The organism is Bradyrhizobium sp. 186, from assembly GCF_023101685.1.
GTDB lineage: Bacteria > Pseudomonadota > Alphaproteobacteria > Rhizobiales > Xanthobacteraceae > Bradyrhizobium.
In genome coordinates, this window is record NZ_CP082164.1 from 8,692,886 (window position 1) to 8,710,903 (window position 18,018).

At 58.2% G+C, this 18,018-nt stretch carries 12 protein-coding genes and 3 pseudogenes; 6 read left to right on the forward strand and 9 right to left on the reverse strand.

Annotated elements, in window-relative coordinates; translation table 11 throughout:
- The first annotated feature begins 28 nt into the window (after nucleotides 1-28).
- From IVB18_RS41540 to IVB18_RS41550, 3 genes are all read left to right on the forward strand, one after another.
- The gene (locus IVB18_RS41540; RefSeq protein WP_247985957.1) at nucleotides 29-1,228 is read left to right on the forward strand and encodes a pyridoxal phosphate-dependent aminotransferase; all 1,200 of its coding nucleotides are present in this window, start codon (nucleotides 29-31) and stop codon (nucleotides 1,226-1,228) included.
- The gene (locus IVB18_RS41545) at nucleotides 1,158-2,114 is read left to right on the forward strand and encodes an isocitrate lyase/phosphoenolpyruvate mutase family protein (RefSeq protein ID WP_247985958.1); all 957 of its coding nucleotides are present in this window, start codon (nucleotides 1,158-1,160) and stop codon (nucleotides 2,112-2,114) included. The genes IVB18_RS41540 and IVB18_RS41545 overlap by 71 nt, the downstream gene beginning before the upstream one ends.
- 359 nt (nucleotides 2,115-2,473) lie before the next feature.
- Nucleotides 2,474-3,382 carry a LysR family transcriptional regulator gene (locus tag IVB18_RS41550; RefSeq protein WP_247382408.1) on the forward strand — a complete coding sequence of 303 codons (909 nt, stop codon included), beginning with the start codon at nucleotides 2,474-2,476 and terminating at the stop codon, nucleotides 3,380-3,382.
- A 229-nt stretch (nucleotides 3,383-3,611) separates the two neighbouring features.
- Here the strand turns inward: IVB18_RS41550 and IVB18_RS41555 are convergent, their stop codons facing one another.
- From IVB18_RS41555 to IVB18_RS41565, 3 genes are all read right to left on the reverse strand, one after another.
- The gene (locus tag IVB18_RS41555; protein ID WP_247985959.1) at nucleotides 3,612-4,157 is read right to left on the reverse strand and encodes a DUF2285 domain-containing protein; all 546 of its coding nucleotides are present in this window, start codon (nucleotides 4,155-4,157) and stop codon (nucleotides 3,612-3,614) included.
- Nucleotides 4,158-4,203: 46 nt separating this feature from the next.
- Nucleotides 4,204-4,398: a DUF6499 domain-containing protein gene (locus IVB18_RS41560; protein ID WP_247985960.1), complete on the reverse strand. Its 195-nt coding sequence runs from the start codon at nucleotides 4,396-4,398 to the stop codon at nucleotides 4,204-4,206.
- A gap of 173 nt (nucleotides 4,399-4,571) precedes the next feature.
- Nucleotides 4,572-4,850 (reverse strand): DUF2285 domain-containing protein, encoded by a 279-nt coding sequence (locus IVB18_RS41565; RefSeq protein WP_247284221.1) that lies wholly within the window; start codon nucleotides 4,848-4,850, stop codon nucleotides 4,572-4,574.
- A gap of 462 nt (nucleotides 4,851-5,312) precedes the next feature.
- Here IVB18_RS41565 and IVB18_RS41570 point away from each other — a divergent pair, with 462 nt between their 5' ends.
- Nucleotides 5,313-5,594 (forward strand): helix-turn-helix transcriptional regulator, encoded by a 282-nt coding sequence (locus tag IVB18_RS41570; RefSeq protein WP_247382406.1) that lies wholly within the window; start codon nucleotides 5,313-5,315, stop codon nucleotides 5,592-5,594.
- Between the two features lie 567 nt (nucleotides 5,595-6,161).
- Here the strand turns inward: IVB18_RS41570 and IVB18_RS52055 are convergent.
- From IVB18_RS52055 to IVB18_RS41595, 5 genes are all read right to left on the reverse strand, one after another.
- Nucleotides 6,162-7,109 (reverse strand): hypothetical protein, encoded by a 948-nt coding sequence (locus tag IVB18_RS52055; RefSeq protein WP_346732586.1) that lies wholly within the window; start codon nucleotides 7,107-7,109, stop codon nucleotides 6,162-6,164.
- Between the two features lie 129 nt (nucleotides 7,110-7,238).
- Nucleotides 7,239-8,753, reverse strand: coding sequence for an aspartate aminotransferase family protein (locus IVB18_RS41580; RefSeq protein WP_247985961.1), 1,515 nt, complete (start codon nucleotides 8,751-8,753; stop codon nucleotides 7,239-7,241).
- Nucleotides 8,754-9,357: 604 nt separating this feature from the next.
- Nucleotides 9,358-11,802, reverse strand: coding sequence for a CoA transferase (locus tag IVB18_RS41585; RefSeq protein ID WP_247985962.1), 2,445 nt, complete (start codon nucleotides 11,800-11,802; stop codon nucleotides 9,358-9,360).
- A gap of 361 nt (nucleotides 11,803-12,163) precedes the next feature.
- Entirely contained in the window at nucleotides 12,164-12,952 is a 789-nt protein-coding gene (locus IVB18_RS41590) for an SDR family NAD(P)-dependent oxidoreductase (RefSeq protein ID WP_247985963.1), read from the reverse strand.
- Nucleotides 12,953-13,141: 189 nt separating this feature from the next.
- Entirely contained in the window at nucleotides 13,142-14,419 is a 1,278-nt protein-coding gene (locus tag IVB18_RS41595; RefSeq protein WP_256476636.1) for an aminotransferase class I/II-fold pyridoxal phosphate-dependent enzyme, read from the reverse strand.
- 692 nt (nucleotides 14,420-15,111) lie between these two features.
- Here IVB18_RS41595 and IVB18_RS41600 point away from each other — a divergent pair.
- Nucleotides 15,112-15,369 (forward strand): annotated as a pseudogene (locus IVB18_RS41600) (transposase); the annotation flags it as partial.
- Between the two features lie 2 nt (nucleotides 15,370-15,371).
- Here the strand turns inward: IVB18_RS41600 and IVB18_RS41605 are convergent.
- Nucleotides 15,372-16,751: pseudogene (locus tag IVB18_RS41605) on the reverse strand (IS110 family transposase).
- Nucleotides 16,752-16,978: 227 nt separating this feature from the next.
- On the opposite strand from IVB18_RS41605, the pseudogene IVB18_RS41610 reads away from it, so the two are divergent.
- A pseudogene (locus IVB18_RS41610) lies at nucleotides 16,979-17,836 on the forward strand (IS3 family transposase); the annotation flags it as partial.
- Nucleotides 17,837-18,018 lie beyond the last annotated feature (182 nt).

Consider the following 18,018-nt stretch of genomic DNA (forward strand, 5'->3'; position numbering starts at 1 on the left):
CTCATTCGAACGCGAAGGATATTGTGTCTTGTCTCTCGTTTCAGAACGGCTCAAGCTCGTCCGTCCCTCTCAAACCAAGGTCATGACGGCTCGCGCCGCCGAGCTGCGCGATCAGGGCGCCGACGTGATTACGCTCAGCCAGGGTGAGCCGGATTTCGACACGCCGTCCGCTATCTGTGAAGCTGGCATCCGAGCCATCCGCGACGGGAAGACGAGATACACGGCGGTCGCCGGAATCAAGCCACTGCGGGCAGCGATCGGCGAGAGCCTCCGTCGCGATCATGGCCTCGATTACGGTATTGACCAGATCACGGTGGGCTGCGGCGCCAAGCAGGTCGTGTTCAACGCACTATTCGCTAGCCTCGATCGGGGCGACGAGGTTGTGATCCCAACGCCATGCTGGGTCTCCTATCCCGACATGGTGGCGCTGGCCGGCGGCAAGCCGGTGCTCGTCGCCTGCAGCGAACTCGATGGCTTCAAGCTGCGCCCCCAGGCATTGAAGAAGGCGATCACGCCGCGCACCAAATGGTTGATGTTGAATTCGCCATGCAATCCGACCGGCGCAGTCTACAGCCGAGGTGATTTGCTCGCGCTCGCTGCGGTGTTGCACGAGCGTACCCATGTGCATGTGCTATCCGACGACATCTATGAAAAGCTCACCTACGACGCCGACTTCGCAACAATGGCCGCAGTCGCGCCGGATCTCTACGAGCGCACCTTAACAGTCAACGGCGTGTCCAAAGCTGACGCGATGACCGGTTGGCGCGTCGGGTATGGTGCCGGACCTCTGGCGCTAATCAAGGCCATGAACCTCATCCAGGGCCAGACCTCTTCGCACACCAGCTCGATTTCTCAACATGCCGCGCTCGAGGCGCTGTCAGGGAGGCGGGACCATATCAAAGAGTTCGTGCGCGCGTTTTTGGAGCGCCGCGACCTTGTCGTCGCCAAACTGAACCAGGCCAAGGGGCTTGCTTGCCGTGTGCCGGACGGTGCCTTTTATGTTTTCCCCTCTTGCAAGGGGGTTATTGGCAAGCGCACGCCGAACGCCAAGCTGATCGAAACAGACAGTGACTTTGCGATGTATTTGCTCGACGCTTTCGCCGTAGCTGTCGTGCCCGGCAGCGGCTTCATGGCCTCGCCCTATGTCCGGATTTCCTATGCTTCCTCGCTCGAGGACCTCAACCGCGCCTGCGACCGAATCATCGCCGCCTGCGCGACCCTGTCCTGAAAGATATTCTGATGTCCCCTGCCAAAAGCCTGCGCGCCCGCATGGCCGAGACTGGCCTGGTCCACATCATGGCCGCCCACACAGCCCATTTTCGGCGATTCTCGCGGAAGAAGCCGGATTTGACGGACTGTGGGCGTCCGGCTTTGAGCTGTCTGCGCTTTATGGGCTGCCGGACATGAGCCTCATCTCAAGGACACAGCATCTCGACATGCTGCGGGCGATCGCCGTACGCACGAGGCTGCCGATCGTCGCGGACATTGATACGGGCTATGGCAATGCGATCAACGTCATTCACGCTATCACGGAATATGAGCGGGCCGGCGCCAGCGCCGTTGTGATCGAGGACAAGACTTTTCCAAAACTAACGAGCCTTGTTGCCGACGGCCGTCAGCACCTGTTGCGCGTTGAAGAGTTCCAGGGGAAGATCGAGGCCGCCATCACGGCCAGATCGGACCCGGATTTCCTCGTCATCGCCCGCACCGAAGCCTTGATTGCCAGCCTCGGCGAAGCGGAGGCCCTGCATCGGGCGCACGCTTATGCGGAGGCTGGCGCGGACATGATCCTGATCCATTCGAAAAGGGCGAATCCTTCCGAGATCGAAAGCTTTTCGCGCGCCTGGACCGGATCGGCGCCGCTGGTGATCGTGCCGAACGCCTACCCTGACCTCGACTCCAAGCGGGTCAAAACGTTGGGCAATATTTGCATGATGATCTATGGCAATTACGGCATCCGTGCTGCTGCGACCGCCATGCAGGAGACCTTCCGCCGGATCATCGCCGACGGCGGCGTCCAGAACGTCTACAAGGATATTCTGCCGGTGGATGAGATCTTCAGAATCCAGAATATGCACGAGGTTAAGGCGGCTGAAGCTCGCTTCCTTCGCTGAACGCTGCGACTGATACTGCTGTCGAGATTTTGAGAAGAAACTCAGGACCGCGCTCTGCTCCGGCGCAATCTAAACGCTCTTAAGATGTGGTCCTGTCGTCTAGACGACCCTCGATGTCGACTGCTCCATCAGCGGTTAGCCCCTGGAACCTCGAGATCACCTCCTAAAAAACCGTCGACAGCAATCGTAATTGCGTGCCAGACGCACGAACCGTACCGAGAAGGCGGATTTTGTGCTTGAGGTAGCTTTTATAAGCGGAAATCCGGATCTACACATCGAATAATGTGATGGAGCATTCATTTCCGGCAATGGCCCGCCGTGACAATCAGCGGACATTCCAGGAGCTACCGGAGCAGAAAATGGCTGCCGAACACGATGAAGTGCCCCTCAATGCTATCCGGGTGTTTGTGACCATTGCGCGTGAGGGAAGCGTGACGCGTGCAGCGAGCACATTGGGAACGACACAGAGCTCGGTCAGCCGTTATTTGGCTGTGTTACAAGACTACTTTGGCACGGATCTTGTTCAACGGCGAGGCCGGCGGAGCGAATTGACAGAATTCGGAAGGCTCTTCGCGAACGCCGTTGCCGAACCGCTTGACACAGTGTGTTTCACCGCGAAGAGGATGCGGCGTAGGAGCCGAACGGACGCTAATCGAATCGTGGTCCACACGTCTCTTTCCACCTTCGCATACTCCTTTCTGATTCCGAATCTCCAGGCGTTCTCTGCCGAGATGGGCGGCGTAGTCGTCGACGTGATCAGTTCATTGTCTCCGCCGAGATCCTCCGACAATTTCGACATCTTGCTCACTCGCGATCTTTGTATCGCTGAACCGGCCGACGATTGGGCGATCTACAATGAGACGCTCGTATGCGTAGGTTCTCCAAATCACGTCATGGGAAAAACGCTCTCAACTGTCCGTTCGATGCCAATTCTGAACATCACATCGCGGCCCGACATACTGCCAACATGGCTTAGGGCCATGAACCTTTCCGCAAAGGACATCAAGTCGGGGGCGCGATACGATCATAATTACCTTGCTTTGCCGGCCGTCATGACCGGAAAATGCCTGCTGGTGGCGCCTGAAATTATTGTCAGCGATCTCGTGCGGACAGGGGCGCTCCATGTGATACCAGGATCGCGCACTTCAAGCGGCATGCAGTATCGGGCCTATGCGGTGGACCGAAGTGACAATCCCGAGATCGCTCGTGCCTTTTGCCGATGGGTCGCTCGGCTCTGTAAAAAGGCCGCAACTCCGGAAGCCGCCTAACCGCATATCGGTGTTAGCAGAAGTTCGATCGATGCTTTGAATAATGCTAGCGTCCATTTGCACGTGCAGACCGTTCCCGATCGACGGCGAGGCTCATTTTTAGGCGAGTACCGCGGCCAACCCGCAGTCCAAAACGCTAACCGCGCCCCGCCAAAACCCTTTCCGCCTTCAAACCGGCCGACTTACAATCGTCTTGTGAGGTATCAGGACCGCACCATCAACCAAAAGCTCAGGATCCCGCGCCCCTGTCTTTGCGGTTGCGACGGAGCAATGCGCGATAGCCGCCTCGCATGAGACGCAGCCCCGCCCGGACCAGGCGAATGGTCCGGCTGCGGAGATGGTCTGTTTTCCAGCCGCGATCGGGAATACGATGCTTGCCGAATAGGCCTTGCGCGATTTCGCGATAGCTGTTTCCTTCCAAGGACCCATCAACTGCACGCAAGGCGAGGATAAGCCGATGACGGGTCAAGATTGGCAGCGTCAGAGGGGGTGGTCCGATGGGCCGCCGTTCGAGCGCCAGCCAAAGTCGACGAGCTGCCCGCACACGAACCTCGAAATTGCGATCGAGCGGCAGGTCGACAGCAACCGATGAGCCCACCGGTGGCAGTTCTGCTAGCCAAAGGCGATGCTTCGCTCCTCCGAGCGCCACGACGGCATGCCATCCATCCGGCGCGCAACGAAGCTCGCTACCCGCTAGTTTGCTGAAATCCAGGTCATACCGTTTGGACGCCACCGAGCGGACAGCTGCGCGCACGGGCAGCACGGTCGACAGCACTTCAGGCGCCCAGAAAATGGCTTGTTGGTCGAACGTCTTTTGCGGATCAGCTGCGAAAAGACAGCCCCCACTGCTGTCGGAAGTGATCCGTCGTCGCGCTGGATCGTTGGCTGGCGGCCAGGGCCATATAGTCCCGCTGGTACTCGCAATTGCGGCGCAGCCATTCCCAGGCTATGTCCACAGCTTCTGCTTTCTTGGCGTCAGGATAGGCTTCCTCTGATTTCCAGTCAGCTCCTGGCATCGTACCACTTTCCCCGTATGTTCTTAACGCACATGCATGGAATTGCAGCCCGACAAATGTGACGATTTATGGTTGCACAAACTCGGATATTCACTGTTAAATGCAGTTACGCGATGGGACGATCACATTTTGCGATCGGACATCAACAGAAGTGACGTCCGTTTCGAACGCATTCATTCCTCGCTGTTCGGCCAACCGCGCTGCAGGAGATGCCGAAAGCCGTGACGCGCCGCCCATTTGGCGCGAGCCAGATGACTTTCAAAAGTACGGCGGGCGCGATCCGGATCCAGGGTGGGATCAATACCAAGCACAATGCGCGCAACTTCGCGCCAATCAGCGTTATCGGCCTCGGCATCCAGCAGACGCATATAGGTGACGGCATGTTGCTCGTCATACGGCGTGAGCTGGGGCGCGTTAGGCGCGGAATCTGCGATCTTGGGATCGGGCGGCACTGCCTGAAAGTCCTACCAGATTGAGAAGCATCGATTTAAGCGAGGGTAGCCGTATTCAGAGCCTCTTCGTAGAGAACCGATTGTCGCGGTCTGCAGGATCCATCCTTGCCGAAGTCAATTAATGGCCGGCAGCGGTTATTCCCGTCGTCCCTTCGTTCGTTCGCTCCGACGATCGCCAGAATCCATTTGATCGCAGTCCGTTACGCTCAGAGCGCGATCAGCAGAACTGCCGTTCAGCGTGCGGCGCCGTCGGCCCGAATCAAGAGGCCGACATCGGACGCTGCTCGTCATAACTCGTCAGCACTGTCTCATTCGGCGCGACATGGCGATATCCGGATCCAGTACCAGCTCTTTCATTTAGCTTACGCGCGGACTCTGCTCATCTGCATTCTGGACGAACTTACCGCAATAGTACGTCTATAACCAGTGGTTTGATGGCCGTCAGAATGGCTGCTTTAGCGCATGAAAGCTCGTGCGCTTGTCGCCTGGAATGTGCGCCGGATCCGCGTAGATCGCGGTGTTCCGCAAGAGCGGTTGGCGTACGATGCCCGCATTGACCGCTCCTATATGGGCGGTATTGAGCAGCAATCGAAGAACCCGACGATTGATCTTCTCGACCGTATCGCGGCAACGCTTGACGTTCATGTGTCTGAATTTTTCATCCAACCACCCAAAGGCGCGGCGCCACCAAAGACCTTACGTAAAGGTCGCAAGCCCGCGCGTTCCCGTCGCAAGACGAAATAGCACGCATCCCCTGAGAGCTACCTATGACACGAGGAGTCTTGGCGACAGTTCTGCTTGAGTTGAACGTCGCGTAAGTTGCCAGAAGCAGAGACGCTTCACGCGAAATAATTCCTTAGCAGCTTGCGACATACAACGCTATCAGCGATTCAGATCCTGGTCAGCCTACTCCATTGCGGTGTTCCCGCTCGAAATCGCAAGGACGCTAGGCCAACTGCATCGATCCCTAACTCTCGGACGGGCATGCAAGAGGCGCTCAAGGACGCGGAGGCAAAAGAGCCTCGGCTGAGCGAAGATTCATCGGCAGCTTGGACGAGTCGTGGACCCAAAAGGAGGTCCCGCCGAACATTTGCTTGGCTCTGAAACCCTGCGGCTAGCGGCACGAACGAAGTAGTCCGCGAAACACCTGACCGCTCCACTCAAGCCGCAACCTCCTAGCGGTTGTGATTCCTTCGACGGAACATATGCGGCCGAGAGATTCCTATGAATTTTTTTCAAGCTCCTGCCACATGCACTGCGAGCGTCCTTGATAGCGGTCCGCTCATTCTGTCGGATCCGTTGGAGAGAGCATCAACGAGTCCCTGACGGCGGCAGGGCACGTTTGCTCGTTTCCAGCAGAAGCGAAAGTGGATCTGCCTTCCCTAGAGTTGGTAGCGGGACTTGCTTCGTGTTTGCTGTAGACTTCCATGGAGATCGACGATCGGTTCGCGACTGAAGCGCCGCGATTGGTGACGGCGATCTGCCACGATCGTTCGTGATGACTACAATCCTGAGGCGGTAATGACGGGGTAGACTCATGGACTTATGGTCATGAAGCTTGTCGAATATCCTTCCGGAAGCTCCGCCGGGTCGACCGTCTTTGTTGGCAAGAATCGTTTTGGAAACTGGGTCGTCCGCGAGCAGAATGGTATTTTCGGAGGTCTGTTCGCGAGCCGCGCGCAAGCGCTCAAATACGCACTCTGTGAGAATGGCCAACATCCAGAAGCTATCCTCGAGGTATCTCGCGAGATCGACGTCTTTTACCGCAGTCCGCATGAGGCGAAAATCGGCGCAATTGAGCAAGGGTAGTAGCTTTTCGCGAAAACAGACCGCTACGCCCTTATGAGCATGTCGCTTGGCTGTAGCACGACTACGAGCAGCGAAAACGGGGTCGTCGGTCTTGCGCCAAGAGGACGGGAACCAAATCGCATCTTCGTCGAACACGGTCGCCGCGGGTTCACGCAGGCCATATCCCGGAAGGAATTCTGAACTGGTTGGGATGCCTTCGACCCTTGACTCCGAGCTGTCGATATCAGCCCATTGATTGCAACTCAACAAAGGCACGACGGTAGCGCTCGTGCCATCGGAGCTGGTCAGGGTCGAAAACATCGCGAGCGCGGCTGAGGTGTATCGCTTCATCAGGCATTGGATCGGACTGTATTTGGAGTGGCCGAGCGCCTCATGGCGAGGTCCTGGACGGGTGCTCAGCGTGTGCAGCGGAGTGCGGACGAGCCACCACCAGGCGATGGACCAGGTCATCACCGCTACTATCCCACCTGGATATCGCCGGCCCTCGCTTCGCCACCCTGGATCACGGTCGGACGGCAATCTTTGGCCGAAGATCATCTTAACGGCAGGAAACCAAAAAGCATTGCCAAGACAGTGCGCTCATTTGCGTACCGTTATCGCACCCAACATGTCTTGATGGCTCTCGAGAAAGCCTGCGAACACATCCACGATGAACTCAGCGTCGGTGCGCGCCATCGACGTCGAAATCGATGCGGCAGCACCATACGGCAGGATGATGCCATTCTCCGCAAAGAAGCGTGTGAGCTCCTTCATTAGAGTTACTCCGGCAGGCGTGGGATAACTCTCGCGATAGTCATTCGGAGCTTCTGCCTGCGGATGAATGCGGAAGAGCGAAGCGGCTCCCGTAACATACAGCGGCGCAGCCAGGTTCGAGATGGCCCGGCCAATCCCGTCACGAACAATGTCCCCAAGCATCTCCAGACGTGCAAAAGCGGCATGATCTAGATGCCGCATGGCGGTCAGCCCCGCGGTCATGGATAGAGGATTGGCGGAAAACGTACCGCCTTGCGGAAGCAGCGGCCGACCCGCTGAGGCATCAAATACCTTCATTACGTCCTCGCGACCGCCGATTGCTCCAATCGGCAACCCGCCACCGATGATCTTGCCCATGGTGATGACGTCCGGAGCAAGGCCGTAACGTGCGGAAGCACCCTGGAAACTCTGCCTGAGATTGAGGACCTCATCAGCGATGACAAGAATGCCGTTTTTGAGGGTCGCTTCCTGCACGGCAGCGAAGAATTCAGGCTTCGGCGCAATGAGGCCGCCGCGGCTCGGCATAGGATCCAGAATGACAGCGGCCAGATCGTGCGCATTTGACGATATCAAGCGGCGCGCGCCTTCAACATCATTGAAGCGGAGCACAACGACTTCATCGAGCACGCTCGCAGGCATCCCGCGATAGAAGGCCGTGGACTTGGGCTCGATTGCGTCACCCCAATTGTCCGGTGCCGCCGCTTGACTGACCTCGACCCAATCATAGGCACCATGATAGGCGCCCTCGAGCTTGGCAATCTTCGAACGTCCGGTGAAGGCTCGCGCAGCTTTGATCGCAAACAGCACGGCCTCAGTTCCCGTATTGACGAAGCGAACGCGATCAATCCGCGGAATGCGGCCGCAAAGTAGTTCGGCGAGTTCGATCTCGCTCTGCGTCGGATTTGCGAAGCAGCTACCGCGCTGGAGTTGATGGGTTAGTGCTTGGACGACGGGGCCGAAGGCATGTCCGTGGATCAAGGTCGTGAAGTTGCAATTAAGGTCGAGAAACCGGCGGCCGTCCACATCGAACAAATAGCTGCCCATCCCACGATCGATGTAGAGTGGAGTTGGATCTCGCTCAATCGTCACTCGCGAAGTGCCGTCTGGGAAAACCTTTTGCGCGCGGGCAAAGCTTTCGTTGGACCGCCGGCTAGCGCGCGATAATCCGGCCACCGTACTGGAACCTGCAATCTCTTGGTTCACCACAACCTCCTCGATTTCCTTCGCATTTTTGCTGAGTTGCCGGACCGACACCTGTTGAAGTGCCGACTTTCGACACCTGTTATTGGGGAACTGGTCCGGAGCGTCGCTCTTGTGTAATAATGAGGCCAATATGAGCATCGCGGCGACCGAGATAACTTAAACTAGAATAGCTGCCTGTCCCAAACCGCTGCCATTCGGCGTGTGCTCTCACTTTTCAAGATGAGCTGGGTACGTCCTAATCTGGGAGCCCCGATGGTAACAACTGCTGGCAGGCGCGCCTCGCGCGTCGCTGTAATAGCCGCTTTGGATCGCGGGTGAGTGTCATCACTTGGCGGCTGCGTCTGTCACAGGCTCCGCTGGTGCCCTCAGACTAGCTCATCACAGCCTTTACGGCGAATAGCTGACTTACCGTACACATTAACAATGAATCGAGATACTACCTACTCTGGTGAGATGAGAGCCGTCTCGCTACGCATCGGCTTGAAGCTGCACCAGACAAAAGAGCCGCCTACTCGTTTTATGCCCCACCGGTCGTCGAATTCTGACTTGCGACAAATTGTTCTCTTCGGTCGCAGCATTTGGCGCAGAGCTAACTTTCACGTGCAGTGGAGTACTTCTGGGGTATCGCGCTGCAGAGCACTGAACAAGAGCGCCACGATGAATCTCTGGCTTCCAAGCCTGAGAGTTCGTTGGTCGGATCTAGTGTTGATTTTTCAACCTTGCGATACCGTCTTTGTTTTTGTTAGCCCCCTTCTGAAAGCATCACTGAACCGATGATACCCTCCTTGGCCAAGTCCGCGATCTCTGTGTCGGAAAGCCCAAGAAGACCTGATAGAACCTCTGTGTTGTGTTGTCCAAGCGTCGGTGCCGCTGAGCGGATTGCATAGGGCCCTTCACCTTCCCGAATCGGCATGGACGGCTGTGGATGCCGGCCGATGAAAGCGCGCTCAATTTCTTGCAGATACCCGCGCGACCTAAGATGCCGATCGCTGAGCAGATCAATTGGAAGGCGGGCCACGCCGGCCGCAATCCTTGCGGCCTGCAACTCGGACATCGCCTGGTCGGCGTCGCGGGCGATCGTCCAGCCTTCGATCTCTCTCTCGATCAACTCCTCGATATCGCGGCGATCTTCCGCAGATCTCAGCGATGCGTCCATGGCCCAGTCTGGCCGCCCAATAAGTCTGGCAAGTCTCTGCCACATGTCCTGGTCGGTGGCGGCTACCACGATCCAATTGTCCTCACCTGCACACCGAAAGCAGCCATGCGGCACAAACTGCGGATGTCGATTGCCGTATCTTATCGGCAAGGACCCGTCGATCGAATGGAGAATGATCCATGGCGCTGCGAAGGGTATCATGCATTCGATCTGCGCAAGATCAATGAACTGCCCAAGCCCTGTGGTGCGGGCGTGAATAAGCGCAACCAGAACTGCAGCGCAGCCGTTCAACCCACCAACGGCATCTCCAAATGCTACGTGGCTCATCACAGGTGGCCCGTTGGTCTTGCCCACCACGCTCGGCAACCCAGAGCCTTGCTCGAGAGTCGAGCCGTAGGCGCGGCAAGTGCGACAGACGCTGTTCGTGCCAAAGGCCGACATCGACATCATGACAAGGCGAGGGTTGAGCGCTCTGAGCACGTCGTAGCCAAGCCCGAGCTTTGGCAGCACATCGGCCGAATAATTGTCGACGACAATATCGGCTTCCCCTGCAAGCCGCTTCGCAAGAGTGCGGCCCTGCTGCCGCGTCAGGTCAAGGGTAATGCCGCGCTTATTGCGGTTCGCCATGCAGAAGCGTGCCGTCTTTTCATACATTTGCTCCTCGATGTAAGCAGCACGCCGGTCAACGCCGCGCCACCAGTCCGGATACTGGATGGCTTCTATCTTGATGACGTCCGCACCGAGATCAGCCAGCGTGCGCGTACACAGCGGGCCCGCCCAGCCCATCGAGAAGTCAACCACCCGAATTCCCTGCAGTGGCGCCCCGCCTGCATCGTTGCAGCCCGACGATACCGACGCAGTACCGGTGAGGCGCCTTCCTGTATTCGCGAAACTCTGCTGCTCGCCTGGAGCCGGAACCTTGCCGCCCCGACGCGGCGGCGTCAGTGTCAGCCTCTGCATCGAGCCCGGCGTCTGGCCCTCTTCTTCGCCAAGCAGGACAGGCACGATTGCACCGCGCTCCCTCTTCTCCGCATCCTGCAGCAGATCGGACATATCGGGTGCCGGAACGATCGGGATCTTGCGTTTCAATCCTTCCGCAAGCCACTCGTGCGCTGTGCGCGTTTTCAGCCTCGGAATGAAGTGTCTCTCGATCCGTTCCATGTGTTCCAGACGCCCGGTGCCGAGAACGAGAGCCGGATCGTCACGCAGTTCGGCCAGATCGAGCATGTCGCAGAAACCGCGCCATTGTGCCGGAGTGATCGTCGTGACGCCGAGCCAACCCTTTTTGGTCTCGTAAATGCCGATCGGAAAATTTGGCCAGAAGCGGTTGATGCCAATCCGGCGCATCATGTCGCCGCGCTCATAGGCCTCGAACATCTGATACTCGCTCAGAGCGAGGCTCGATTCAAAAATACTGAGAGACCACGACCGTCTTCTCCCACCAGCTTTTTCTTCCGGAATCGTCGAAGAAGCCGCGGCGATGAAGCCCCACAGACCGGCCAGAATACCAGTCTGGAAATCCGGTGCGTGCAACGGTGGGCCCTCGACAGCTCCAGCCAACTTGATGAGGCCGGCGAGCGCGCGGACCGTCGAATCGGTTGCGGCGAATCCTGCATAGGGTCTCCCTCCGCCAAACCAGCTTGCTTCAAGGTAAGTCAACCTGGGACATCTCTGCCGAATCGCGGCAATATCAATGGAAGGGCAATCTGCGGGATCAATATCGCGCCCATCGATCAGAATGTTGCAATCTTCGATCAGTGCCGTCAGCTGCGGGATCGCGTCCGGGTCGGCGACATCAATGACCACACTTGACTTGTTAAAGTTCAGGAATGCAAACCACGCGCTTTGGCCAGAAGCCGTGAGTGGCGCGCTACCGCGGAGTGGATCTCCTCCTGGCGGCTCGACCTTCTGAACGTCGGCGCCGAAGTCGGCAAACAATCGCGCGCAATAGCTGGTCGCGGCGGAGCTACCGATCTCGACGACCCGCAGATGCGAAAACACTTCCATCGAGGGTTTCATTTTCCCCGCCATCCGATACTCCGCATTGTTACTTGCTCGCAACGCAAGCCTGCAGACGCGGCAAGCGCGGCGCCTCTTACCACGCCATTGGCGGAAGGGGCCGTACTGCAAGCCCGTGCAAAAAAGCCCTTATTCAATCCTGGCATCATCCGGACCCGATAACGTTGTTGATATTGAACATCGCGAGAAAGAGGCATAAAGCCGACACGAGGGGACCCCCGCCGCCGACTGGCATATCCGCTCCAGTCGATCCATGCTTTTCATGTTCCCGCGCGACTGTATGCCGTTTGCGCCGCGAGACAGTTGAAGACACGGTGAGCCTGAGCGAAGCCAGCATTTTAGTGTCGACGATCAAAATGCGATATGCATCGGCTTACGCGGCGAACTCGCCGCCTGTGATATCGATGGTTGCGCCGGTGATAAAGCCCGCCATCGGCGAGGCCAGAAAGGTTACGACGTGCGCCACCTCTTCAGCAGTTCCAAAACGGCCGATTGGAATCCTGCTGAGAGCGGAGCGGTTGACCTCGGTCTCGGGTGGTCCAGTCAGATCGCTGAGAATACGCCCAGGAGCAATACAGTTGACTGTGATACCGTGTGGAGCGAGATCCCGCGCAGCAGCGCGGGTTAAGCCGACCAGCCCCGCCTTCGATGCAGCATAATGTGGCCCTGCGATCATCGGCATGGCACGCCCCGCGAGTGACCCGACATTGATAATGCGTCCATAGCCGCTCGCGATCATTGCTGGCGCCAAAAGCCGCATAAGAATAAACGGTCCGTTGAGATTGACATCGATGACCCGCCCCCATTCATCCAAGGACGTCTGCGAAAGCCAAGGTGCATTTTGGTCCACGCGCTTGGGGGAGATGCCAGCATTGTTCACCAAAATCGCTATTTCGCCCCAACGTTCCCGGATGTGGTCAACAAATCCCTGGACATCATTGTGTCGAGTTACATCAATCCTCTCAGCATAGAGCCTATCTTCCGGGCGGCCGAGAAGATCAAGCGCGCGGTCGACATGCTCCGCTTTTGTCGCTACAAATGCTACGCGATAGCCATCGGCCACGAACCGGCGCACGATCTCGAGTCCGATCCCGCGCGCTCCTCCGGTCACAAGCGCAACGCGCCGGTCGCTTTGACCCCTGAGTTTTCCTGGCTTCGGCATAATCAGACCGTCCCAAACAGCGTAACGAGCGAGTGGCGCCTCGCCGAGAACATTGGCGTAAGCGGTCTGGAGGCACCTTCGGCGTCGAACAATGGATCGAGACTTGACGAACTTTCATTATTCTTTCCGGCATAGGGGGATAGCAACCGTACCGGGCAGCTCCATGAATTCGTCGGCTGACTCATTACATCACCTCAGAGGGTATGGCTTTCCGGTCGTTTCGGCCACTGCTTCCAAAATGCAGTCGCACAATCGCTCTATATCGTTGTCTTCATGATCGGCCGTAATGCACACCCGAATCCCTGCCTTTCCTTGAGCGACCGTCGGGAAGAACGTCACCGAAGTGTAGAAGCCGGCATCGAGAAGCTCTTTGGCGATTGCAATCGCCTTGGTTTCCGATCCTATTGCAATCATTCTGATGGGAAATGAATTTCCTTGCTGAGCGGTTGCAACATGATGGTCAAAGACCTTGATACGTTGCGCTAACCGCCTCTGACGATCGCCGAGTTCTGCCGATCGATGAATCTTGCACGAGCCAAGCGCCGCACCAACCGCCGCCAGATTGGGTGGCACCGAAAACGCATAGGGGATGGAGTAGCGTCGAAACAACGCTTCGTGATCAGCCGTTCCGAGCATCACCATGCCGCCCGATGCGCCGAAGCCCTTAGCGAGCGAGGCCACTATGATCGTCCGGTCACCCAGCACTTGCGGAAACTGAGAGCGAGCAAATCCTTCGCCTTGGCGTCCGAAGATCGATATGCCGTGAGCATCGTCGATATAGAGAAAGAGCCCGTACCGTTCCTGAAGTTGGCGCAGTTCCTTGATAGGCGCGTTTCCTCCCATAGAGTAAATGCCATCGCATACGTAAGCGACCACCGGATGTTCGCGGCACAAGCGTTCGAGAGCTTCGATGTCGTTATGCGCGATCGTTTCCAGTCGCGTTTCATCAGCAACCACCGGCTTGTGATAGGCCAAGGATATGTGCGCAAGGCGGTCGAACACGACAAGCGGTTTTCGTCCGCCTGTCAGTTGGCCCGAAGCAAGGAGGGGCATCATACCTAGATTGGCGAGCATGACAGTGGAGAAGGCGATCACGCGTGCGCAGAACATCTCCGAGAGGGTTGCTTCAAGCTCTGCCAAGAGATCGAAATTGAGCCGCGTTCGTGCGCATGACCAGTGCAAGGACCGATGCGCCTCTATCGCGTCGATCGCGCCAGCGACGATCGCGGGATGATTGTCCAAGCCAAGGTAGGAACATCGCACGAAATCAATTTTTTCCGGCCGACCTTCAAGCGACCCCGAGCCCAAAACAAAGACACGTCCAGTCATCGAACGTCCATGGACGGCCATGAGACCAGCCTCATGAGCTGCATCGAAATAGGGACGGCTCTTATTGATCATGTAAGCGGTGTTCCGAAAATGTCCGGCCGGCCGACCATCCTCAGAGAGAGGGCTACGCTGTGGCATTTGATTCTCCGTTCTATTTGCCAAGCATGCAGATCCGACGGATCGGCTGAGAGCACGGTAGGCGCTTCCACGACCGCTCACACTGAATTCTCTACGCGCAGCTCGATCGCTTCCTTAGTTGGATAGAGACTTTATATCGGCGGGATCGCTTGAGTACCTACCAACTCGGATAGCTTAGATCTGACAGAGTCGAACAAGACGCTGAGACGGAGCCCGGACACGATAGCCACACTCCTTTCATGGATAAGATCGGAAACGAAACCGCGCACACCGAATAAACAGCGGCCACAGCTGCAGCTCTCCAAGGTCGCGGCCTGAATGTTGGTGCTTCTTGTTCGCCGACCCGGGTAGCGATGGGCAAACACTCGCCCGATTTGAATTGGGCTTAAGTGCCACGCTGCTTGGTCTTGCGCCGAGCTGTCTGGCAGACCCGATAGCAATCCTTTTTTTGACGGAGATCGGTCGGTGCTTGCTGGGAAGCCGTAGCAGTTTTGGAGGTCGTCCGTTTCCCCCGACCATGGCTTCTGCGGCCGCGGTACGGCCGGACGCGCCATACCCAGGTGGCAATGTGCTGGCCACATAGTCGGGCTCGGTTGGGTCGTACAGAGCCGGCTCCGCGAATTTGAACAGGTCGGTAAGTGGAGTTTCTGCCTGACAGCGGGCACGCTGGTGCCTGCGAATCAGGAGCGACGATGAGCAGACGAGCACGCCGGAACCACACACCGGTCTTCAAAGCGAAGGTGGCACTTGCCGCCGTCAAGGGCGACCGGACGATAGCTCAGCTTGCCGAGCAGTTTGACGTCCACCCCAATCAGATTACGGCGTGGAAGGCGCAGCTGGAGGGTGGCGCTTCCGGAGTTTTTGGACCTGGCGGCGCTGCACCGGCCACGCCTGCGATCGATGTGAAGTCGCTGCATGCCAAGATCGGGGAGCTGACGCTGGAGAACGATTCCTAAGAAACGGCACCAGCTCCTGGTTCCAAGGGCTGCAGAACAAAGCCGAATGTCTTGGCACGTCGGTGCAAACTGTTGATCACTCGCGTACGGTAGCGTGTCTCGTAGGACGAGGCGCCGGGATCGACGTAGTCCATTCCGTGACGGACAGCGTTGTAGAACAGGACTGCGATCTTGCGGGCCGTCGCGGTGACTGCCTTGGCCTTGCCGATGCGGGACGACAGTCTTCTATAGAAGGCGCCGAGCGCGGTGTCGGTGCGTCCGACGGTTACGGCAGCAAGGCGCAGAAGAGCTGCGGCCCGACCGCCGGACCGGCGCGTTCGTGACGAGAGCATTTTGCCCCCGGAGACCTTATTGCTCGGCGCCAACCCCAGCCAGGAAGTAAAATGCTTTGCACTTGGCCATGAGGTAAGGTCGTCACCGCATTCCGCGATCAGCTTCAGCGAGAGGTAAGGACCGAGGCCGTCGATGGTGGTGACGTCCTTTCCGAGCAGCCCAAACAACGACGCGCGGACGTCGAACGCCAGAGCGTTCGCTTGATCGGTTCGGTTCCGACGCCGCGAGACCGGCGGCGCTGATCCATGATCATGACCCCTATGGATAATGAGTTCCTTCAACACGGCTTCGATCTTGGCGTCGCAAGCAGATGCCTTCTCGTGGTAGGCGTCATAAAGCGCAAGTGCCTGCTCGAGCGCAAACAGATGCTCGGCGCGGTAGCTTCCGGTGAGCGCCTTCGCGATCGTCTCGGCGCTGGAGTGGCAGCTGTAATGGCGCAAGCACGCCAGCGTCTCAGGATCGCGCTCGCCGGCAAGGATCGCGCGGATGATACGCAGGCCGGTCGCACCGGTGATGTCGGCGACGACGTGGTGCAGCTGAAGATTCATCTCCGTCAAGGCCTTCTGCATATGCTGGATGTGTGAGGCCGCGTACTCCAGCAGGCGCTCGCGCTGACGCACGTAGGCTCGCAGCTCGGCAATCTACCCTTTGGGCCGAAAGCTGGCCCGCAGCAACCCGAATGAATGGAGCCGCTGCAGCCATTGCGCATCGCTGACATCGGTCTTGCGCCCCGGCACGTGCTTGGCATCGCGCGCGTTGACAAGAAACACGGTAAATCCCCGGGCATCGAGAAGCTCGCAAATCGGAATCCAGTAGACGCTGGTCGATTCCATGACGACGGTCTCGACGCCGCATTCAGTAAACCAGTCGACCAGCCGATGCAGATCGGCCGTGAAGGTACCGAAGCTGCGGATTGGCTCCGGTGCGCGATCTGCCCTCACGGCAGCCATGTGCATAGTCGCTCCGACGTCGATGGCAGCCGCGTTCGGGTGCACCATCGGCATCTCACCACCGTTCCTCGACTTCGATCTTTTGGGGGTCATCTCCAATCCTCCTGCTGACGCCGGCGGAAGGGCTGGGCTGCGCTATTGGTCAGATTCCTAAACGGGATCGCCGAATGGCGTCACCACTCTCAAGTGCGCAACAGCCCATGGACCAGGTTTTTTAACGGGGTTACGTGCCACCAAAATCGTATCGGCCGCTCCCTTCCGGCCGCAGTCTAGCAGCTACCCGTTTCTATCCCACAGGGGGCGCGCGGCGCCGCGCATAGTTTTTTAGAAGGCGCGCTCACCAAGGCGGGATTGCTGAGCGCAAAGCGATGATCGACCGCGAGCACGATCTGTCGATCACCAGGCAGGCGGAGGTTTTGCAGATCAGCCGCGGCAGCGCTTATTATCTGCCGCGGCCGGTGCCGGACGCCGATCTCGCGATCATGCGGCGTCTCGACCGGCTGCATCTGGAGTTTCCCTTCGCCGGTTCGCGAATGCTGAGAGGCCTGCTGGCTGCCGAGGGGTGCAAGATCGGCCGCCGGCATGTAAGGACGCTGATGCGGCGGATGGGGATAGAGGCGCTCTATCGCCGTCCGCGCACCACCAGACCCGAGCCCGGCCACAAGATCCATCCATATCTGCTGCGCGGCATGGAGATCACGCGGCCGAACCAGGTCTGGGCGATGGACATCACCTACATCCCGATGGCGAGTGGCTTCGTCTATCTCGCGGCGGTGCTGGACTGGGCGACCCGCCGTGTTCTGTCATGGCGGCTGTCGATCACCATGGAAGCAGCCTTCTGCGTCGAGACGCTGGAGGACGCCTTGGCTCGTCACGGCAAGCCGGACATCTTCAACACGGATCAGGGCGCGCAGTTCACCGGACAGGCTTTTACCGGCGTGCTCGCCGACAACGGCATCGCGATCAGCATGGACGGCAAGGGCGCATAGCGGGACAACGTGTTCGTCGAACGGCTCTGGCGCAGCATCAAATACGAGGAGGTGTACCTGCGGGCCTATGACAGCGTCGGCGAGGCGCGCAGCTCGATCGGCCGATATCTCGACTTCTACAACAGCAGGCGTCCCCATTCGAGCCTTGACGGCAGCACGCCGGATCAAGCCTACTTCGCCCCGCTGCCATTCCGCATGGCAGCCTACCCCCGGCAGACGCTCCACTTATCGACGCGGAAACTCTGTTCAGACAACCGGGACCAGCGCTCCATCTCAATCTCTCCTTGCTGAACGTTCTAAGATATATCACTCCTGGAGATAAGGGCCAACTCTGGCTATCCTAGCCCGACCTCAAGGAAATTCAGTGGCGG